Origin of the sequence: Bradyrhizobium sp. R2.2-H (genome assembly GCF_004346455.1) — a bacterium.
GTDB classification, from domain to species: Bacteria; Pseudomonadota; Alphaproteobacteria; order Rhizobiales; family Xanthobacteraceae; genus Bradyrhizobium; species Bradyrhizobium diversitatis.
The window spans coordinates 16176-35200 of sequence record NZ_SMBR01000028.1; the positions used below are offsets into that span (position 1 = coordinate 16176).

Genomic DNA, 19025 nt, shown 5'->3' on the forward strand with positions numbered 1-19025 from the left:
GACAATCCTGTCGCAGCACAGGCTTTGGCGGACGCTTCGCAACCTGGCATATGGCCATTCAACTTGACCGCATTGCGCTCCAGTTCGGCGATTCCTTATCGCAACCCTGCCTCGGGTCGATATCTTTCTCCAATCACGCGAAAAATTGCGATGCCGGCTCAGCGAACGCTGGCAACGATCACGCGCGCTCCCGCATCGGCGAGACGCTTGCACTGCTGCTCAGATGCGCCGACATCAGTCACCAGAGTCCAGCGGGGCGGCAGCGGCGCCCAGGCCATCTGTTCTGCGCGGCCGAGCTTGCTGGCGTCGGCGAGAACGATGACTTCCTTCGACTGCTGCATCATCAGCGACTTCAGTGCAACCTGTTCGAGATCCGCTTCGCACAGGCCACGGCCATTCACCACGCCGTCGGCGCTCATGACGGCGTGGTCCGCGGTCATGCGCCGCAGCGCCTCATTGGCGAGCGGACCCATGGTGCTCATGCTGGTGGTGCGCAGCGCGCCGCCCAGCACCACAAGCTCTATGCTCGGAGCCTTGGCGAGGAAAGGCAGCAGCGCAAGATTGTTGGTGATGATGCGCAGCCGCCGCTGCTGCAGCAGTCGGCCGAAGGCTGCGACTGTCGAGCCGGCATCGAGTATCAGCGTGTCGCCATCCTCGATCAGATCGATCGCCGCGCGCGCGATGGCCTGCTTCTGTTTGCCCTGAACCGCGAGGCGCTGCTCGAGCGTCGTCTCGTTCGCGTGGGCGGTGAGAATGGCGCCGCCATAGGTGCGGCGCACGGCATTGTTCTTGGAAAGATGCTGGAGGTCGCGCCGCACGGTGGAAGCGGAGACGTCAAAGCGCCGCGCGAGATCATCGACATCGATCTCTCCCGCGTTCAGTGCTTCCAACAGACGAGCGTGACGCTCCTTGCTGCGCATCGACATCGAACCTCAGCCCCCGGATTCATTGCCGTCAACCGAACTCGACGTATCGGCTTCGCGGCACGGCCGACGGATACCACGATGCATCGGCCCCGCAATGTCAGTGCTCAACGCGCATCTCGCTCGTCATCCTGAGGAACCCGCGCAGCCCCCTCAAACCGCCTCCTTCGGCGCTAGATCGACCGCCTGCCGCAGCGCCTCGATCAGGCTGCGCTCGTCGGCAATGCCTTTGCCTGCGATGTCGAAGGCGGTCCCGTGATCGACCGAGGTGCGGATCACCGGCAGACCAACAGTGATGTTCACACCGGCTTCCAGCCCCAGCACCTTGATGGGTCCATGGCCCTGATCGTGATACATCGCGACCACCATGTCGTAGTCGCCGCGGCCGGCCAGGAAGAACAGCGTGTCGGCAGGCAGGGGGCCGCGCACGTCCCAGCCCTTGCGCTGGCAGGCTTCCACGGCCGGCGTGATCTTCGCGGCTTCCTCGCCGCGACCGAACAACCCGTTCTCGCCGGCATGCGGATTGATGGCGCAGACGCCGATCTTCGGATTGGCGATGCCGGCGCGCACCAGTACGTCATGTCCGCGTGCGATGACACGCTCGACGAGGCCCGGCTCGATCTTCTCGATCGCATCGAGCAGGCCGATATGCGTGGTCACGTGAATGACGCGGAGTTTCGGCGACACCAGCATCATCGACACTTCCGGCGTGCCGGTCAGATGCGCCAGGAGCTCGGTATGGCCGGGATATTTGTGGCCGGCCGCATGGAGCGCTTCCTTCGAAAGCGGCGCGGTGCAGATGCCCCGCGCGAGCCCTGCCTGCACCACCTGCACCGCTTTCTCGATATAGCGATAGGCCGCCTCACCTGCCGTCGCAGACACCTTGCCGAACGGCAGATCGTCCGGCACAAGCTTCAGGTCAACGCACTGCACGGCCTTCGACGCAAAATTCGCCTGCTTCGCGTCGCTCAACGCATCGACCTTGAGCGGCACGCCGACGATCTGACCGGCCTTGCGCAGACGGTTGGAGTCGCCGATCACCAGCGCATTGCAGATCGCCTGCACCTGCGGCTGCGCCAGCGCCTTCATGATCACCTCGGGCCCGATACCGGCCGGATCTCCCATGGTGATCGCAATGGTCGGACGAGTCATGTGAAACTTCCTCTGGTTCGGACGGCGCGAAGCCGCTCGCTGATGCGGATGAGGCTGTTCTCGTCACCGAACGCGCCCGCTTTGGTGGCGATCGGAACAGACAATCGGCCAAGAGTAAGGCCGAGCGACACGCCCGGCTCGATCTCGTCGGCAAGACGGATGCCGTTGACGCCGAAGCGCGACAGCATCGCCGCCGCGGTTTCTCCGCCGGTCGCAGCGAAGGCGCCGATCGCGGGTGCGACGGCCTCAAGAGCGTCGGCGAGCCCCTTGGCGAGCTGCGGGCCGAGCGACATGTCGGGGTGATCATCCACCATGATCTCAACCAGTGTATCGCCGCCGCCGGCAAGTCGTTTCATCACGTCCGCAGCGAGCGCCGCCCTGCCGGCACCATCGTTGAGCAGCGTCTCCGGCGCGACCGGGAAATGCGCCACGGTGCCGGTCGCATCGAGCTCGCGCGCGGCGGCGCGAGATGCGCCGGCGAGCGAGCCCACCACGATCAGGGTGCCGGAAGCGCTCGTCGGAATGCGCAATGGCTCGATGGCATGGCTGGCTTCGAGGCCGGCCAGGGCGTGCGCGAGGCCCGCGCTGCCGATGAAGAAGGTTGCAGGCGAAGCATGCAGGCTCGCCCGCGCGATCAAACGCAGATCGTGTTCAGTCTCGGCGTCGCAGGCCGCGACCACGTCGCCCTCCCGGGCGAGCCTCGCGAACGTGGCCTTGAGATCGCCACCGCGGACGGCAGCGAGCTTGACCTTCTTACCGCGGACGCCCGCGGTCGCGAGAACGTCGACAAGATCGGCGTTCGGGTAGGTGTGGTCGCGGCGCCAGACCTCGGCTTCCTCGAGGGGGCGGCCTTTGACCAGGATACGCCCGTCGATGGTGGTGCGGCCGGTGGCCGGAAAGGCCGGCGCGAACACGCCGAAGGCCGGACCCGACCGTGACTTGAGATGCGCAAGCGCGGCTGCAATCTCTGCTGCAGGTTGCCCCCGCAGCGTCGAGTCAATCTTCTTGAAGAGAATACGTCCGCCTTCGCCCAGGCGCGCCAGCACATCGGCATGGCGGGCTGCAGCGGCCCCGGCCGAAAGGCCTCGACTCGCGGCATCGTAGGCCAGGACGGGCAGCTGGTAGCCCGATGCGTCGGTCATCTCACCCCACGTCACCGCAGCCGCGCGCCCCCTTCTGCCGAAGGCGATCGCACAGTCCGCGGCACCGGTGAGATCGTCAGCGACGATCAGCCAGCTTTGGCTTGATGCGTTTTCCTGACGCGAACCGGCATCCACTTCGCTCGAAAGCGCTTTAGGGGCCATCTTCAGCGACCTGCTTCGGTGACTTTGTGTCAGTGACTTGCCTCAGTGACAACCGAGCGCGCCGCGGGGGTCATCTTGCCGGCAGAAGCCACGTTGTTCTCTTCCGCAGGCTCCTCGACGTCGCGACCAACAACGCGGGCTGTCCAGGCGGTGACGATCGGCACGAGGATTGCGGTCACCACGACGCACGCCGCGACGAGGATAGTCGCAGGCCGCGCCGCGTCCGCATAGGCCGGATTCGCCGCGGCGACAATCGCCGGGACGGCCGCCGCATTACCGGCCGTCGAGGCCGCCGCAACACCCGCGACACCATTCCCGCCAGTGATGCGATCGGCGAGGAACAGCGGGATGCCGGTCACGACCACCACGGCCACTCCCATGCCGAGGCCGAGCAGGCCGGCCTGCCAAACCTTCGACAGATCGAGGCCGGCGCCGAGCGCGAAGGCGAAGAACGGGATCATCACAGGCACCGCGCGGCTCAGGAAGTCGCGCATCTCTCTGTCGAGATTGCCGATGATCATACCCACCACCAGAGGCAGGATAGCGCCCACGAGGGTCTGCCATGGAAATGCCGAGAGGCCGGCGACGCCCAAAGTGATCATGGTGAGGAAAGGACCGCTCTCCAGCGACATGACGGTATAGGCGCCGACGTCACGCGGACGTCCATATTGGCCCATCAATGCCATATAGAGACCGCCATTGGTGTCGTTCATGGCGGCGACGATCGCGAGCGTCGAGACACCCGCGAACATACCAGCTGCGACCGGCGTCTCTCCCAAAATGCGGCCGAAGATCAGGCCGAGGACAACGGCCACGCCAACCTTCACGATCAACAGGGTGCCGCCCTTCTTCACAATGTAGGGGGTCGCGCGGAAGTCGATGCTCGCGCCCATGCAAACGTAGAACACGGCGAGAATCGTCAGCGCTCCAGAGAACAGTGCGCCGGTGAAGGAGCCAAAAAACTTCGGGGTATCGGGAAAGAAGGTGGCAATAAGCGCCCCGACCAACAGAGGGACCACCATCATCCCGCCAGGCACGCTCTCGATCGCCCGCTTAATTGGAACCTGCATCTTTGTTGTCCTCCCGCACACCACACACTTCCGATCATTTTGCGCGTTTCGCCAAAAAACGAGCAAGTCTCTGGCCGTATATGCTCATATCGCGCAATATTCAAGATTAATTGCGCATTTTACGCAAAACTGACCCGATTCCGTCAGACGCGATTGATTTTGCTCGCGGGAGAATGCCAGGGAATTGGGCCATGAGAGGTTGGGCATGGTGCTCATCGCGCAGATGGTCGAAACGCTTGCTTGGGGCAACACCCACCGAAGCCCAGACCGTCGTCGCATGCTCTGGCCGCAAGGGCGCCCGGCCGGGCCTTCGCCTGCAGGCGGGACACCGCCTCGGTGAGCGGAACGTCGGCCTGTAAGCCGTCGGCTCGCGCAGGCTTACCTGGACGTCCCTCATCTCGCATCCGGCGACGATGGCCATCTCCGGCACCGCCATTTCACGCGCCACGCGAATTCCAGCTTCGGTCCGTCGAACGCGCCTTTGCCGGGATTGATTGAGGCACAAGGCCGCATTGCCGCGCCGGCATCGCCGAGCTTCGCCTCTGACCAATTCCAGATCGCGTCGTCGCCGGCGCGCGCCGCCCGCCGCGTGGCCAGCGCCACCTCGTAGGAGAGAAAACCGAGGTCTCGGTAGACCTCGCCCAGCAAGACGATGAAGCAAGCGACATCGTTCTCCACGTTCGGCCCGCGGCAGAACGCATGGGCATCGTCTTGCTCGAAGGCGCGCGTCCGCATGCTGCCATGCACGTTGCTTCGGCTTTGCGATCGTCTTGAGGGGCCGAACATGCAAGTCACGACGGGAGCTTCAATCTTCGGCTACCAGCCTGCAAAAGCGGGCGCATCGCGCGGAGCATCGAAGCCGTCGGCTACCGACGAGGGGGGCTCTCGTGAGCAAGAAGATGGCGGTTTGGGCGGCAGCAGCGTCGAGCAGGACTTCCTGAAATACGCGAAGATGATTCCCCTCGACCGTATGCGGGCCGGCATTCTGAAGAGCATGAATCTCATCGAGGCCGATCTCGCCAAAATGACCCCGGACCAGAGAGTAGCGGCGCCGGCGCAGAAAATTAGGGAAGCCATCGAACAGCGGCTAGAGAAGAGGGGCCAGCCGTCCGGCAGTCTGGTCGACCAGTCCGCCTAACGACCGCACGTCACCAATGGAATGTCGCGCCTTTTCCAACCTCGCAATCGAATGCCGCATTCTTGAGAACGACGTCATTGACCGCGTCTAGAATCATCGTGCGGGCGTCGATCTTGCCATTTGCATACACCCTGAACGAGAGAAATTTCCTGACCGGATCGGTCAGCTGGCGATTGCCGGGAAGCTGACGGCGGGATCATCGCCCAACGGGGCGATCGTTTCCAGTGTCGTGTAGCGGCCGCGCTGGACCGCTCGCTCGTCGTTTTGCTCGAGCAGGGTCGCCCCGACGAGGGCGCGCACCGCGAGTCGCGCGAACAACATCGGAACGAACCGCAATAGCTGGACCCAATCGGTGCTTCGAAAATCATGATCGGGCCAAGAGGCATCGCCCGCTGGTGAGGACGATCACATCGCGATCAGGGACGCGGCATCTAAACGACACGACGTCGCCGTCGGTCCACATGTCGGTCACGATGCGATCGCCTGGATAAACCGGCGCGGAGAAGCGCGCATCGAACGATCCCACCCGTCCCGCGTCGCAGTCGCAGATCGTCCGCAGCACGGCACGGCAGGCAATCCCGTAAGTCGCGAGCCCGTGAAGAATCGGTCGCGCAAACCCTGCGCGGCCGGCCACCCTCGGATCGGCGTGGAGCGGATTGCGATCTCCGTTCAAGCGATAGAGCAGCGCCGCCTCCGGGCGCGTTTCGAACGTGTCGGTCTGGTCCGGCGGCCTCTCCGGCAGTTGATGCGGCTCGGGGCCCGAACCTTGAGGCCCACCGAATCCGCCGTCACCGCGCGCCATGATCGTCATGACGAACGTAAACAGGGGCGCGTTATCTGCTGCCGATCGCGCGGTCGTTTCGAGCAGCAATACGGCACCCTTGCCGGCGCCCTTGTCATAGACAGCCGCGACGCGCGAATTCGCCAGCAGTTCGCCTGCGACCGGCAGCCGACGATGCAGGGTGAGCCGTTGCTCGCCATGCAGAACCTTGGTGAAGTCAACGCCGGTCTTGCGAATTATCCCGGTCGATGCGAGCACCACCGCCATCGTGGGAACCGCCTGCAGCGCGGCGCCTTCGTAGACGAACGGCAGTTCGCGCAGGTCGAGCGGATCGCGTCCCATGCCGATGCTGAGCGCGTACAGCATCGTCTCGCGCTCCCCATACGCAAACCGCATGTCGGTGATCTCCAGCGCCTGGAGCGCCTCGAGGTTGATGGCCACCGGGATATCCTAGATGCTGATATTGAATTCGTGGATGACGGAGGCCCATCGCTTGACCTCATCGTCGACAAAGCCCGGAAAATCGGTGACGTCGCTCATATCCTCAAACCCGAGATCGAGCAGTCTGGAATTCACATCAGGGAGCGCGACAATTTCCCGCAATTCCCTGGTGAGCCGATCGGCAACGGGCCTGGGCACGGCCGACGGTGCGAAGAAGCCGCTAAACCCGGTCAGGCCGAGCACGGGAAATCCCGCCTCGTCAAAGGTGGGTATATCGGCATAGCGCTTCATACGCGCCGGATTGGCGATCGCCAGCGTCAGTGCGCTCTCCCTTTGAGCTACTGCCCCACCGACCGATACGAAGGCACTGTCCACTTCGCCGGCAAGGATCGCTGTCAGCGCCGGCGCCTCGCCGCGATACGGCACCTGGAGCAATTTGATGCCGGTGTTCTTCATCAGCACTTCGCCGATGATATGCGCGCTCGAACCGAGGCCGTAGGTTCCGTAACTCAGGGGTTTGGGGCTGCTACGGGCCTTCTCGACGAAGTCCCGCAGAGTCGTTACACCGAGCGTCTTTGGCACGATGAACGCGATCGGCAAGCGGCCGAGAGGCGCCAACGGCACCAGGTCCGACATCTTGTAGCTCGGTGACTTGTGCAACGATACGTTCTGGACAATCGAGCTCATGGTGGAGAGGATGGTGTAGCCATCGGGGTCCGCCCCCGCGACCGCGCTCGCTGCGATCATGCCGTTGGCGCCCGGCTTGTTTTCCACGATCACGGACTGGCCCAGGCGCTGCGCCAGCCGGTCGGCCACGACGCGCGTCAAGCCGTCCATCACGCCGCCCGGCGGCAGCGGCACGACGATCTTCAACAGCCGGCTGGGCCATGGCGATTGCGCCAGCACGGGCGTCGCGGCAAGTGTTGCAATGCCGGCGGCACTTCTCATGAGTGAACGTCGCGTAAGCATGGTCCCTCTCAAATTCGTGTTGAACGTCCGGCCCAGAACGGCTCGCGCAGCTTTCGCTTGAAGATCTTGCCGCTCTCTTCGCGCGGCAACGTGTCGTGGAAGACCACCTCGCGCGGCACCTTGAATGCCGCCAGGCGTCCGCGGACGAAATTCCTGACATCGTCTTCAGTCAGCGCCGCGCCCGCGTCGCGTTGAACGGCCGCATAGATGCGCTCGCCGAACTCGTCATCGGGAATACCGAAAACCGCACAGTCCTGGACGCCCGGACAGCTTTGAAGCGTTGCTTCGATTTCGGCGGGATAGATGTTCACCCCGCCCGAGATGATCATGTCCCGCTTGCGGTCGTTGAGGAACAGATAGCCGTCGGCATCGAGGTAACCGACATCGCCGCAGGTGATCAGACCGTCGATTTCCACGGAACGGCGATCATCATCGCGGCCGTGATAGTTGAAATCCGGATAGGCCGGCGAGCGTGCGTAGATCTCGCCGCTGACGCCCGGCGGCAATTCGCGGCCCTGCTCGTCGAATATCTTGATCGTGCCGCCGGGAGCGACACGCCCCACGGTTCCGGGTCGGGAGAGCCAGTCGTGTGAGGTGCAGATCGTGGCAACGCCGGTCTCGGAGCCGCCGTAGGTCTCGACGAGAACCGGTCCCCACCAGGCGATCATCGCCCGCTTGACATCCGGCGGACACGGCGCGCCCGTGTGTAGCACGAGTTCAAGCGAGGACACGTCGTATTTGCGCCGCACCTCTTCCGGGAGCTTGAGCAGCCGCACAAAGAACGTCGGCACCATCACCAGCGTCGTCAAGCGGTGGCGGTCGATCCGCCGGAGCAGCTCTTCAGGATCGAAGCGCGATGACAGCACAAGCGTTTCGGCCAGCGCCAGGCCTTGCCTCGCGAAGGCGTTGGGCGAGGCGTGATAGAGCGGTCCGCCGACATATGAGCGCATTCCTTCGCGGCAGCCATAGACGACACGGAACAGATCGCGCATCGCCGCGGCCTGTTGAGGCGTTGCCGGTTCGCGACGGACGCCCTTGGGCCGGCCCGTCGTTCCAGAGGTGTAGATCCACGACGAGCGTGGCGGCAGCGGCGGCCTGTCCCATTCCGGCTGTGCATCCAGCCAGCGGTCCCAATCCTGATCGCCGTCCTGCACAGCGACGGGATTGCCAGCATCTGCGCTCGACACGACAAGGACCTCGCATGCTGCCGGAATGATCCGGCGCACCGGGGCGAGCAAGTCGGCGTGCACGACCAGCACCTTCGGCTTCGCATCTCCCAGCATATAGATGATTTCGTCGGGGCTTGCGTGCCAGTTCAACGGCACCGCATAGGCGCCGATGGCATTCGCGGCATGGGTCGCTTCGAGGAAGGCAAAATCGTTTCGCAGCAGCAGCGCTACGGCGTCGTTCTCGCGAACGCCGAGCCTCGCAAGTCCGGTGGCGGCCCGGCGGCCGCGCGCCAGAAGCTCGGACTTCGAGCGGGTGCGTTCACCGACGATGATGGTCGCGGTTTCGTCGCTCACATTTCCTCCGTCCGCGGGTCTTTTGCCCAACTTGACTTTGGCATCAATATAATGGACTGACCATTAGATCAATAGACCAATTGAGATGGAGATGCCTTTGAGCATTCGGGGCAAGGCCTGCATCGCCGGTATCTACGAGCACCCGACGCGGAAGGCCGACGGGCTGTCGCTCGCCCAGATCCACGCCGAAGTCGCGCGCGGCGCGCTTGCCGACGCAGGCCTCAGCAAAGACGACGTGGACGGCTATTTCTGCGCCGGCGATGCGCCCGGGCTAGGTCCGATGAACATGGTCGAGTACCTCAACCTCAAGCCGCGTCATGTCGATTCGACGGATACCGGCGGCTCCGCCTATGTTCTGGCGGTCGGCCATGCCGCGGCCGCAATCGCGCTCGGAAAATGCAGCGTCGCCCTGATCACCTTGGCAGGCCGGCCCCGCGCCGCCGGCCAAAGCCAGATCCGTCCGGCGCCTGGCGCAACGGCGGACGCGCCGTTCGAGGCGCCCTTTAATCCCGTGATCGCGACGATGTACGGCGCTGCCGCCAATCGTCACATGCACGAGTTCGGGACCACATCGGAACAACTCGCCTGGATCAAGGTCGCGGCATCCCATCATGCTCAGCACAATCCACACGCCATGCTGCGGAACGTCGTGACGGTCGAGGACGTGCTGAATTCTCCGATGGTGGCAGATCCCCTGCATCGCCTCGACTGCTGCGTGATCAGCGACGGCGGCGGCGCCATCGTTCTCGTCGCCCCGGAAGTCGCGCGAAGCCTCAAAAGGCCGGTCGTCAGCATTCGCGGGGCCGGCGAGGCGATCAAGCATTCCGCCGGTGGCAGGATCGATCTTACCTACAGCGGCGCCGTCTGGTCGGGACCGCGCGCATTCGAAGAGGCCGGCGTCCGTCCATCAGATATCCAATACGCCTCGATCTACGACAGCTTCACCATCACGGTGCTGATGACGCTGGAGGATCTCGGCTTCTGTGCCAAGGGCCAGGGCGGCCGCTTCGTGGCCGACGGAAATCTGATCTCGGGACATGGCAAGCTGCCCTTCAACACCGACGGCGGCGGCCTTTGCAACAACCATCCCGGCAATCTGGGCGGCATGACAAAAGTGCTCGAGGCCGTCCGTCAGTTGCGCGGCGAGGCCCATCCCCCCGTGCAGGTGCCCAACTGCGCGCTGGCCCTGGCGCATGGCACCGGAGGCTCGCTCGGAACGCGCCATGGCAGTGCCACCGTCATTCTGGAGAGGCAGTAATCCCGTGTCGCAAACCCCTGTTCCATCCGCAAATCCCGAAATCCAGCCCTACTTCGAGGCTCTTCGCGACGGGAAGCTGCTGATCAAGACGTGCACGCACTGCCGGCAGCCGCATTTCTATCCGCGCGCAGGCTGCCCCTTCTGCTTCTCGGATGCCACGGAATGGCTCGAAAGCCGCGGCACCGGAACGATCTACGCCTACAGTGTGCTGCGCGCGGCCAAGGACCTGCCGGTTCTTGCCTATGTCACGCTCGACGAGGGCCCGACGCTGATGACATCGATAGTCGACAGTCCGCCGAGTGCCTTGTCGAACGGCGCAGCCGTCCGCCTGGTCGTTCGCCCGGGCGCTGACGGCACACTCGCGCCGATGTTCACTCTGATCTGAAGCTTGAGGACGCAAAGCCATGCGCAACATCGTTTCCCTGGAAGGCAAGACTGTCGTCGTTACCGGTGCGGGCCAGGGCATCGGCCGTGCCGCGATCAACCTGGCGCGAGAACTCGGCGCCAACGCAGTTGCCATCGACCTCAATCGCGAAACGCTGTCGACCTACGATACGTCCGATCGCCAACTCATGACCATCACCGGCAGCGTGACGGACGAGGCGTTCGCAACGGATGCGGTCGAGAAGATCGTCGAGCGGTTCGGCGCGATCCACGGCCTCGTCAACAATGCCGGCATCACCCGGCCGGCGATGTCGGAGAAGATGACGCTTGCGCAATGGAACACGGTCATCGAGGTGCATCTGACCGGAGCGTTCCTGTGGACCCAGGCGGTGGGACGCACCATGCTGCAGCGCGCAAAGGGCGGCGAGACCAACGTCGGCTCCATCGTCAATATCTCGTCCGACGCAGGGCGTGCCGGCGCGATGGGCCAGATCAACTATGCCGCCGCCAAGAGCGGCATGCTGGGGATGACGATGACCTCGGCCAAGGAGTGGTCGAAGTTCGGGGTCCGAACCAATTCAGTCTGCTTCGGCGTGGTCGAGACACCCATGACCGAGACCATCCGTGGCGACAAGTTCCGCGAGGGGATACTGGCCCGCATTCCGATGGGTCGCTGGGCCCAGCCCGAAGAAGTGGTGCAGCCGGTCTGTTTCCTGCTTTCGGACGCCGCCTCCTACATCACCGGCCAGCACATCGCGGTCAACGGCGGTTTCCACATATCTATCTGATCAGCCAGCGGAAGCTCTTGCAAAGGGGCTGGTGCGGGCTGATGAAGACCTGATAACCCCAGGGACGACTCATGCCGCAACAACGATCCAGGCCAGAGCCGCGTACCGGTCGAAAGACTGCGGACGGCACGTCGGCACCATCGGCTGGTGATCACAGGGATAGCCGATCTGCCGGAAAGCCCTTCCGTCCCATCAAGACCCGCCGGATCTTCGAGGAGATCTGCGATGCGATCCGCGACAAGCTCGTCAGCGGCGAACTGAAAGCCGGCGACCGGCTGCCGTCCGAGCGCGAATTGTCCGAGATGCTCGATGTCAGCCGCACCGCGTTGCGCGAAGCCATCCGCAGCCTCGAGATCGCCGGCATCGTCGAAATGCGAAAGGGAAGCCGGGGTGGTGCTTTCATCACCCGGAGCGGCGCCGGGCAGGTCACCCGTACGTTCCGTGACATGCTCGACTTCGGTCATGTGTCGCTGGCGACGTTGCTCGAGGCGAGGCTCATGGTGATGGACGCCGTGGTACGAGCCGCATGCGAGCGCGCCAAGCTCGCGGATATCGAACGGCTGAGCAGAAATGTGGCCGAGACCGTCGAGTTGACGAGGCAGGGCCGCTACGAGGAACGGACCTTGAAGGCCGTCGAGTTCAGCACTTTGCTGGCAAACTCGACCGGCAACCAGGTGATGTCGGCGATTCTGGAAGCCATGGCATCCGTGATCCGCCGCTTTGTCCTGATCGCCGGGCCGCCCGCCCATGACCCGGTGATCGCCTCTCGTCTGCGGCTAATCGAACAGATCAAGGCCAAGGATACCAAGGGCGCTTGTGAGACGATGCGCAGCTATCTCATCAAACTGAACGAGCACCTGCTGAACACCGAGAAAGTCCGGCTGCGCGGCGACGCCCGCCGCCGCGCGCGTGCGCCGGCCTGACGTCGGTTGGCCTCACCTCACCGCCCTTATCCGGTGGTTTGCCAATGCAGCAATGAATATCGCGGCATGGAGTCATGGTGATGCTCGAATACGCCCTGGACATCGGTACCGATGTTGATGGTTTGCAGGGGATCGCCGAGCAGATTCCCCACCATGCGCACATGTCCGGCATGCGGCAGCTCCACCAGGACGGCGAGGTAAGGTCCACGCCCACGCAATGCGTCATGGGAAGGACTCCAGACGCGCTCCCAACTGAAGATGCGGCCGCGCGGCTCGATCTCGGTCCATTCGACGTCGAACGAATGGCAGTGGTGGCAAAGCCATTCCGGCCCGAACTGCCACGTCGCGCAGTGCGGGCAGCACTGCACCAAGAGGCGGTTCTGCTGCAACCCCGCCCAATACGGTGCCGATAATCCATCGTTTTCGGGGACCGGAATCGGCAGCCCTTCGGGAAGATAGGTCGCGCGCGGAGTGTCGCTCATAGCGTTGCTCCGGAGCCAAGGAGAAGGTTGCTGGCCGGCGTCACCATCGGCCCGCCGATCACCATCGCCACGTCGTTGCGCGTGACCTGGTTGACCGACTGGCCGCGGATCTGGCGCACCGCCTCGATTACCAGCTCGAAGCCGTGCATGTAGCATTCGGCGAGATTCCCGCCGCTGGTATTCAGCGGAAGCCGCCCGGATGGCGCGATCAGATTGTCGAGCACAAGAAAATCGTTCGCCTCCTCGGGCTTGAAGAAGCCATGCTCGGCCAATGCCATCACCACGCCACCGGTAAAATTCTCGTAGCTTTGAACGACGTCGACCTCGGCGGGACTGATCCTGGCCATGCGGTACAGCGCGGGCGCGAGCGTCCCGAAACTGGCGCTGGCATATTGCGGTGAATTATGCGGTATCGTCCCGCTGCGGTATCCGGCGCCAGTGGCCGCACCGAGAATGTAGGCGGGCTTGTTGCGGAAATCGCCGGCGCGCCCCTCAGGCACGAGGATGATCGCAGCGGCGCCGTCATTCTCCATGCAGCAATCGAAGAGATGAAACGGCTCGGCAATCCAGCGCGAGGCGTTGTACTTTTCGGGATCGAGCGGCTTGCCGAACATCACCGCGCGGGGGTTCGACTGCGCATGATGGTACGAGGCCAGCGCAATCGCCTGCATGGCTTCCTGCCGCACGCCATGCTCATGCATGTAGCGCCGCACGCGCATCGCAAAACGCTGCGGCGGCGCCAGCACGCCGTACGGCATCAGATAGGCCCTCTCGCCTGAGATAGTGCCGATACCGCCGGCCTGTCCAAAGCGTCCGTACTGCCCTTGCGCCAGCGAACGGAACACCACGACGCAATCCGCGAGGCCAGCAACGATCGAAGCAGCGGCGTTGGCCACCGCCGCGCAGCAGCCCCCGCCTCCCCCGCCCCATTGCATCGTGGTCGTGCTCAGCCGGCGTACCCCGAGCGCTGCCGCCAGGCGCGCCGCATCGCTGCGATCGTCACTGTAGGACGAGAACCCGTCGATCTCGCGCGGGTCGAGCCCGGCATCGTTGCAGGCTGCCAGGATCGCCTTGAGGGCCAGCTTGAATTCGGAGTCGGGCGATGCGCCGTGGCGATAGTAATCCGTCTCGCCGATCCCGACCACGGCAACGCGGCCCCGCAGCGTGCGTTCGCCTGTTGCCCGCGCCGTCATGCCTTGACCGCGGCACCAAAGGCGCCTGCCTCGGCCAACCGCGCGAGGCGGGCTTCATCATAGCCAAGCAGATCGCGGAGCACCTGCTCGGTATGCTGGCCGACGGCAGGAGCGGCGACGGGGTCGACGACCGGCGTCTGCGAATAGCGGATCGGCAGGCTGACATTCGGGATCCACCCCACTTCATCATGAGGAATCCGCGTAACGATGCCGCGCTCGCGCGCTTCCGGAGACCGGATCGCCTCACCGACGGTCCGGACCTTGCCGCAGGGCACGGCCGCGGCGCGCATCTTCGACTGCCAGCGCGACCAGGGATGCTGCGCGAACGCTTCGCGTAGGATCGCAAACAGTTCATCGCGTCGGCGAATGCGATCGGCTCCGGTCGCATAGAGATCTGACGATGCAAGATCGGGACGACCGATCACCTGCGACATCAGGCGCTGGAAAATCTTGTCGTTGCCGCAGTTGATGTAAAAAGTGGAATCGGCGGCCTGGAACACCCCCGAGGGGCAAGTGTCCGGACTGGTGTTGCCGTGGCGCTGCGGGTCCGTTCCAGTGAACAACTGCTGCAGCGACGCATAGCCGGTCATCAGAACGGCAGTGTCGAACAGCGATACCTCGATGGCCTGACCGATGCCGCTGCGTTCGCGTGCGACAAGTGCGCCGAGAACGGCATTGCTGGCCATCATGGCCGTGCTGATATCCATGACCGGCGACAGCGCGCGCACGCCTTCGCGGTCCGCGTAGCCGTTCATGGATACAAACCCGCTCTCGACCTGGGCGATCGGATCGAAGCCGAGCCGGTCCGAGAAAGGTCCCTCTCTGCCGTAGGCGGAGACCGAACAATAGATGATCGACGGCGCGATCTGACGACAACTCTCGTAACCGAGCCCGAAGCGCTCCATGACCCCCGTGGAGAAATTCTCGACCACGACATCCGCCGTACGGATCAGGTCCCGCGCGACCCCAACGCCCTCGGGCGATTTCAGATCGATCGCCACGCTTCGCTTGTTGCGATTGGTCCACAGGAACGGCGCACCATAGTTCAACCTGGCGTCGATTGGCGGGTAGCGCCGCAGGTCGTCGCCACGCACAGGGGCCTCGACTTTGATCACCTCGGCGCCCATGTCAGCCAGGATCATCGTTGCGAACGGACCTGCAATGAAATGCGAGAAGTCCACGACCCTGATCCCGGCAAGCGTCCTGGGCGCATCAGTTGTTCGGGGCGTGTGCTCCGGAAAGTCCGCTTCGATCCGATCCAGCATCTTTCCACCCTTATGGTTTTGTTCCGATATGATCCGGTCAAAGATCGAGCACAAGCGTGCCGGACTTCGATCCCGAACAGCAGATCATGATGGTCTTGTTCGCTGCCTGCTCTTCCGGACTCAGGAATAGGTCGCGGTGATCGGGGATTCCCTCGATCACCCGCGTTTCGCAGGTCCCGCAAACGCCTTCCGAACAGGAGTAATTGGCCATGACGCCGGCATCGAGAACGGCATTCAGAATGGTCTTGCCCGGCTCGACCGGGATCGTGCGATTGCTGCGTGCCAGCCTGACCTCAAATCCGCCGTCGACGGACGGCGCCTGCTTGGCCTGGAAATACTCGACGTGGACATGCCCCGCCGGACGGCCTGCGGTGGCCTTCTCGAAAGCTTCCAGCATCGGCACCGGGCCGCAGCAATAGAGATGCGCGCTGGCCGGCGCATTTCCGACGATGGCGGCAAGATCGAGAGGGCGCCCGCCATGCTCATCGTCAAAGTGGAGATGGAGCTGGGCGTTCGACTCGATGGCGCTGAGCTCGCCGAGAAATGCCGCAGCCCGTCGCGTCCTTGCCGCATAGGAAAGTTTCCACGGGCGGCTCAGCGCTTGCAGGCGCCGGATCATCGACACCAGCGGCGTGATGCCGACGCCGCCTGCGATCAGCAGCGAGGATTCCGCATCCTCGCGCAGCGCAAAATTATTCCGCGGCATGGAGACGGTAACGATATCGCCGGCCTTGAAGCTGTCGTGGACGAAGCTCGAACCGCCGCGCCCAGCAGCATCCTTGTTGACGGCAATGATGTAGCGATGCCGTTCACTCTGATCGTTGACGAGCGAATAGCTGCGGATCATGCCGTTCTTCAGATGCAGATCGATGTGGCTGCCCGCGGTGAAGGGTGCGAGGTCGCCTCCTGCCGGAAGCACCAGCTCATAGGAATTGATGCTCTCGGCTTCATAGCTGATGCGCTTCACTCGCAGTTCCTGCAGGTCGCCGGCCATGTCGAAGCGCTCAAAGCTCGTAGCCGAAATCCGCGCCGAGCTTCGCCCGCATGAAAGGCGCGCCGGAATCGATCCAGGAGTCCTCGGGCGGCAGCCGCAAGGACACCGCGCGGACCATGAACACGTCCGGATCGGTGACGCCCTTCGGCGTGGTGCCGTGGTCGCGATAGGCGCCGAGTGCTTCCAGAATGAACCGCCTGGTCATCGCGATGCCGGTATCGCTGGAACACAAATTCTCCTTGGTGCGGTCGGCGATCGGCGATACCCCGCTCTGGCACGCCCCGTCCTGGACCCAAAGACCGGGGAGACCGGAGAACCATGTCGTCCGCTGTGCCTCGTAGTCGAACTGATATCCGTTCTGCGGATTGTACTTCGTCCAGTAGTCGGCGTACGGCACCGTCACCGGCTGCTTGACCAGCGCGTGGCGGCTGGCGTGGCCGCTCTCCCGGCCCTTGTGCCCTTCCGCGAAAACCTCGCGTGTCTTGGCCAGCAGCGGCTGCGAGGGATGATAGGAGAACATGATGCAGAGCGTGTTCTCGTCGTCGATCGGCACCCAGGCGTGACCGCTCAGATCGGGAAACGGCGATAGCGGCGGAACGAGCGTGTAGAACGGCAGCATGAACTGATTGACGCGCCAGTAGAGCGTATTGGCGTCGTAGTTCCGGCGTGCCGCAATGCTCATGCCGAAATCCTGCTTGACGCATTCGAAGGTCGGGCGGAGGTCGCGCTTCTGGATCCAGGCGCTGGTGGTGCCCTGCGCGTCGAGACGGCCGTGGAGCAACGGCGCGTGCGCGGAATCGATCTCGCCTTCGACGGCCTGCAGCCAGTTGCACTCCTGTACCCGCACCGAGATGTGAACCTGCTCCTCGGGGACAAGATTCCACTCGACATTCGGCAGCGGCGGAGGCGCGGCCTGATCCGGCCCGAGATACGCCCAGATCATTCCGTTGCGCTCGCGGCAGGCATAGGCCTTGATACGCACCCTCTCCTTGAGCCGGCTGCGGACCGGTTCGGCCGGCATGTCCATCACCGCGCCCGTGACGTCGAACTTCCAGCCGTGATAGACGCAGCGCAGGCCGCAATCCTCATTGCGGGCGAAAACCATCGGCGCGCCCCGGTGCGGACAGGCCTGGTCGACCAGACCAACGCGGCCCTCGGTGTCGCGGAAAGCCACCAGATCCTCGCCGAGTAGTCGGATACGCTTCGGCTGTCCATCGCGCGCCAGATCGGCGGACGGCAGAAATGGAATCCAGTAGAGCCGGAATAACTCCCCCAGCGGAGTGCCCTTGCCGACTCTTACCAGCCGCTCGTTGTCCTCGTGCGAGAGCATGATTTTCTCCTCGATCGCTTTTGTCAGGTTCGATTTTGGGTCGTTCTCGCGTCCAGCAAGGCTGTGACCCGATCAGACAATCCAAGATCGCGCGCGGTCCACAACGGGTCGGATGAAGCAAGCGGCTGTCGCGGAATCGGTGGCTGCTTTCCGGCCTCGACCAGCATGATGATCATTTCGATCCGCCGACGCTCCAGATCCTTCAGTACGTCTTCAACGACGACGCCTTCCGCGGCGCAGCCGGGAAGCTCCGGATAAGCGCAACGGACGAGCCATTCTCCGGGCTCGGTCTCGACAGCTTCCGCCTCGAGCAGATATGGAATCGACAACAGAGCGCGTAGATCCAACGCCGGGCCTCCCTGGGGCTCTATTCTAGGAGCGACCATTTAATACGTATACGTATCATATCGCCCTGATCCTGGCAACCGTCCGGATGCCGCCGGGGCGAACCCCGTCCCCGCGGTTGAGGGGCCACGGCCAAGCTGCTAACCGATGGTTACACTGGAGCAGGTGGGAACTAGGCGTCATGTCGGTCAAAAAGGACGAAGCTGGAGATCCGGTTGCCGCGCTGGCACATCAGTGGAGACTGGAAAGCGGCATCGGATTTCTGCTGCGCCTGCTCGAAGCCAAATATGACGGGCTCTACCAGAGCGTAACGCGGCAAACCGACATCACGCCCCGCCAGTTCGGCGTCCTGATGGCGCTGCTGCAGCAGGGACCAATGACGGCGTCCGCGCTTGCAGAACGCATCAGTTGCGACCGGAATACGCTCAGCGAAATGCTGAAGCGGATGACCGCACGCAGGCTGATCTCCAAGAAGAACCATCCCGCCGATCGCCGTTCCATCCAGGTCCAGATCACGGCCAAGGGCACCAGCGCCCTGATGGCCGTGGTTCCGGCCGCGGCCCGGCTGCAGGATCTCATGCTTGCTCCCTTGAGCCAGGACGACCGCGCGCATTTCCTGCGTTGCATGCTGGCGATCGCGAAGTCTCCCCCTCCCGAGCCCGGCGCCTGAGTCCCGCAGCCGCGGCCAGGCCGCCGCTTGGCTGGCCACGGCTGTTGCAATCCCTCGGCCGATACGATACGTATACGTACTAAATATATTTC

The 19025-nt window shown here is 63.8% G+C and carries 20 protein-coding genes and 1 pseudogene; 6 read left to right on the plus strand and 15 right to left on the minus strand.

Annotated features, from left to right (window positions below; genetic code table 11):
• Window positions 1–158: 158 nt before the first annotated feature.
• From EDE08_RS37660 to EDE08_RS37680, 5 genes are all read right to left on the minus strand, one after another.
• Window positions 159–926, minus strand: a complete 768-nt coding sequence (locus EDE08_RS37660; RefSeq protein WP_131874741.1) for a DeoR/GlpR family DNA-binding transcription regulator — start codon at window positions 924–926, stop codon at window positions 159–161.
• A gap of 150 nt (window positions 927–1076) precedes the next feature.
• Window positions 1077–2075 (minus strand): 4-hydroxythreonine-4-phosphate dehydrogenase PdxA, encoded by a 999-nt coding sequence (pdxA, locus tag EDE08_RS37665; RefSeq protein ID WP_131874740.1) that lies wholly within the window; start codon window positions 2073–2075, stop codon window positions 1077–1079.
• The gene (locus EDE08_RS37670; RefSeq protein WP_131874739.1) at window positions 2072–3379 is read right to left on the minus strand and encodes a four-carbon acid sugar kinase family protein; all 1308 of its coding nucleotides are present in this window, start codon (window positions 3377–3379) and stop codon (window positions 2072–2074) included. Before EDE08_RS37670 ends, pdxA begins: the two co-directional genes overlap by 4 nt.
• Before the next feature lie 29 nt (window positions 3380–3408).
• Window positions 3409–4449, minus strand: coding sequence for a 2-keto-3-deoxygluconate permease (locus EDE08_RS37675; RefSeq protein ID WP_092090551.1), 1041 nt, complete (start codon window positions 4447–4449; stop codon window positions 3409–3411).
• 393 nt (window positions 4450–4842) lie between these two features.
• The gene (locus EDE08_RS37680; RefSeq protein WP_131874738.1) at window positions 4843–5235 is read right to left on the minus strand and encodes an aminoacyl--tRNA ligase-related protein; all 393 of its coding nucleotides are present in this window, start codon (window positions 5233–5235) and stop codon (window positions 4843–4845) included.
• Here EDE08_RS37680 and EDE08_RS37685 point away from each other — a divergent pair.
• The gene (locus tag EDE08_RS37685) at window positions 5234–5587 is read left to right on the plus strand and encodes a hypothetical protein (RefSeq protein ID WP_131874737.1); all 354 of its coding nucleotides are present in this window, start codon (window positions 5234–5236) and stop codon (window positions 5585–5587) included. The genes EDE08_RS37680 and EDE08_RS37685 overlap by 2 nt on opposite strands.
• Before the next feature lie 162 nt (window positions 5588–5749).
• On the opposite strand, the pseudogene EDE08_RS37690 reads toward EDE08_RS37685, so the two are convergent.
• From EDE08_RS37690 to EDE08_RS37705, 4 genes and pseudogenes are all read right to left on the minus strand, one after another.
• Window positions 5750–5890 (minus strand): annotated as a pseudogene (locus tag EDE08_RS37690) (IS256 family transposase); the annotation flags it as partial.
• Between the two features lie 61 nt (window positions 5891–5951).
• Window positions 5952–6809 (minus strand): MaoC/PaaZ C-terminal domain-containing protein, encoded by an 858-nt coding sequence (locus EDE08_RS37695; RefSeq protein WP_165936419.1) that lies wholly within the window; start codon window positions 6807–6809, stop codon window positions 5952–5954.
• Between the two features lie 9 nt (window positions 6810–6818).
• Window positions 6819–7682 carry a tripartite tricarboxylate transporter substrate binding protein gene (locus EDE08_RS37700; RefSeq protein ID WP_165941767.1) on the minus strand — a complete coding sequence of 288 codons (864 nt, stop codon included), beginning with the start codon at window positions 7680–7682 and terminating at the stop codon, window positions 6819–6821.
• 104 nt (window positions 7683–7786) lie between these two features.
• On the minus strand, window positions 7787–9301 hold the full coding sequence (locus EDE08_RS37705) for an acyl-CoA synthetase (RefSeq protein WP_131874735.1): 1515 nt from the start codon (window positions 9299–9301) through the stop codon (window positions 7787–7789).
• A 97-nt stretch (window positions 9302–9398) separates the two neighbouring features.
• On the opposite strand from EDE08_RS37705, the gene EDE08_RS37710 reads away from it, so the two are divergent.
• The 4 genes from EDE08_RS37710 to EDE08_RS37725 all read left to right on the plus strand — a co-directional run bounded on the left by EDE08_RS37710 (window position 9399) and on the right by EDE08_RS37725 (window position 12654).
• Window positions 9399–10559, plus strand: coding sequence for a thiolase family protein (locus EDE08_RS37710; protein WP_131874757.1), 1161 nt, complete (start codon window positions 9399–9401; stop codon window positions 10557–10559).
• Between the two features lie 4 nt (window positions 10560–10563).
• A complete protein-coding gene (locus tag EDE08_RS37715; protein ID WP_245525002.1) occupies window positions 10564–10944 on the plus strand; it encodes a Zn-ribbon domain-containing OB-fold protein in 381 nt (126 codons plus the stop codon).
• A 19-nt stretch (window positions 10945–10963) separates the two neighbouring features.
• Window positions 10964–11731, plus strand: coding sequence for an SDR family NAD(P)-dependent oxidoreductase (locus tag EDE08_RS37720; protein ID WP_131874733.1), 768 nt, complete (start codon window positions 10964–10966; stop codon window positions 11729–11731).
• Between the two features lie 71 nt (window positions 11732–11802).
• Entirely contained in the window at window positions 11803–12654 is an 852-nt protein-coding gene (locus EDE08_RS37725) for a FadR/GntR family transcriptional regulator (RefSeq protein ID WP_131874732.1), read from the plus strand.
• A gap of 26 nt (window positions 12655–12680) precedes the next feature.
• Here EDE08_RS37725 and EDE08_RS37730 read toward each other — a convergent pair whose 3' ends face one another.
• The 6 genes from EDE08_RS37730 to EDE08_RS37755 are packed head-to-tail and all read right to left on the minus strand — an operon-like array spanning window position 12681 to window position 18265.
• The gene (locus tag EDE08_RS37730; protein WP_131874731.1) at window positions 12681–13136 is read right to left on the minus strand and encodes a Zn-ribbon domain-containing OB-fold protein; all 456 of its coding nucleotides are present in this window, start codon (window positions 13134–13136) and stop codon (window positions 12681–12683) included.
• Window positions 13133–14329 (minus strand): thiolase C-terminal domain-containing protein, encoded by a 1197-nt coding sequence (locus tag EDE08_RS37735; RefSeq protein WP_131874730.1) that lies wholly within the window; start codon window positions 14327–14329, stop codon window positions 13133–13135. The genes EDE08_RS37730 and EDE08_RS37735 overlap by 4 nt, the downstream gene beginning before the upstream one ends.
• On the minus strand, window positions 14326–15594 hold the full coding sequence (locus EDE08_RS37740; protein WP_131874729.1) for a CaiB/BaiF CoA transferase family protein: 1269 nt from the start codon (window positions 15592–15594) through the stop codon (window positions 14326–14328). The genes EDE08_RS37735 and EDE08_RS37740 overlap by 4 nt, the downstream gene beginning before the upstream one ends.
• Window positions 15595–15631: 37 nt before the next feature.
• Window positions 15632–16588 carry a PDR/VanB family oxidoreductase gene (locus EDE08_RS37745; protein ID WP_131874728.1) on the minus strand — a complete coding sequence of 319 codons (957 nt, stop codon included), beginning with the start codon at window positions 16586–16588 and terminating at the stop codon, window positions 15632–15634.
• Between the two features lie 10 nt (window positions 16589–16598).
• Complete coding sequence (locus EDE08_RS37750) at window positions 16599–17918, minus strand: Rieske 2Fe-2S domain-containing protein (RefSeq protein ID WP_131874727.1); 1320 nt, start codon at window positions 17916–17918, stop codon at window positions 16599–16601.
• A 23-nt stretch (window positions 17919–17941) separates the two neighbouring features.
• Window positions 17942–18265, minus strand: coding sequence for a type II toxin-antitoxin system HicB family antitoxin (locus EDE08_RS37755; RefSeq protein ID WP_131874726.1), 324 nt, complete (start codon window positions 18263–18265; stop codon window positions 17942–17944).
• 179 nt (window positions 18266–18444) lie between these two features.
• Here EDE08_RS37755 and EDE08_RS37760 point away from each other — a divergent pair, with 179 nt between their 5' ends.
• A complete protein-coding gene (locus EDE08_RS37760) occupies window positions 18445–18933 on the plus strand; it encodes a MarR family winged helix-turn-helix transcriptional regulator (RefSeq protein ID WP_131874725.1) in 489 nt (162 codons plus the stop codon).
• The last annotated feature ends 92 nt before the right edge of the window (window positions 18934–19025 follow it).

Excerpts from the sequence above, each read along its gene's own strand:
- EDE08_RS37725 (WP_131874732.1), top strand. The coding sequence starts at position 11,803 with ATGCCGCAACAACGATCCAGGCCAGAGCCGCGTACCGGTCGAAAGACT.
- EDE08_RS37740 (WP_131874729.1), bottom strand. The coding sequence starts at position 15,594 with ATGCTGGATCGGATCGAAGCGGACTTTCCGGAGCACACGCCCCGAACA.
- EDE08_RS37730 (WP_131874731.1), bottom strand. The coding sequence starts at position 13,136 with ATGAGCGACACTCCGCGCGCGACCTATCTTCCCGAAGGGCTGCCGATT.
- EDE08_RS37760 (WP_131874725.1), top strand. The coding sequence starts at position 18,445 with ATGTCGGTCAAAAAGGACGAAGCTGGAGATCCGGTTGCCGCGCTGGCA.
- EDE08_RS37745 (WP_131874728.1), bottom strand. The coding sequence starts at position 16,588 with ATGGCCGGCGACCTGCAGGAACTGCGAGTGAAGCGCATCAGCTATGAA.
- EDE08_RS37720 (WP_131874733.1), top strand. The coding sequence starts at position 10,964 with ATGCGCAACATCGTTTCCCTGGAAGGCAAGACTGTCGTCGTTACCGGT.
- EDE08_RS37750 (WP_131874727.1), bottom strand. The coding sequence starts at position 17,918 with ATGCTCTCGCACGAGGACAACGAGCGGCTGGTAAGAGTCGGCAAGGGC.
- EDE08_RS37660 (WP_131874741.1), bottom strand. The coding sequence starts at position 926 with ATGTCGATGCGCAGCAAGGAGCGTCACGCTCGTCTGTTGGAAGCACTG.
- EDE08_RS37735 (WP_131874730.1), bottom strand. The coding sequence starts at position 14,329 with ATGACGGCGCGGGCAACAGGCGAACGCACGCTGCGGGGCCGCGTTGCC.
- EDE08_RS37675 (WP_092090551.1), bottom strand. The coding sequence starts at position 4,449 with ATGCAGGTTCCAATTAAGCGGGCGATCGAGAGCGTGCCTGGCGGGATG.
- EDE08_RS37680 (WP_131874738.1), bottom strand. The coding sequence starts at position 5,235 with ATGTTCGGCCCCTCAAGACGATCGCAAAGCCGAAGCAACGTGCATGGC.
- EDE08_RS37670 (WP_131874739.1), bottom strand. The coding sequence starts at position 3,379 with ATGGCCCCTAAAGCGCTTTCGAGCGAAGTGGATGCCGGTTCGCGTCAG.
- pdxA (WP_131874740.1), bottom strand. The coding sequence starts at position 2,075 with ATGACTCGTCCGACCATTGCGATCACCATGGGAGATCCGGCCGGTATC.
- EDE08_RS37685 (WP_131874737.1), top strand. The coding sequence starts at position 5,234 with ATGCAAGTCACGACGGGAGCTTCAATCTTCGGCTACCAGCCTGCAAAA.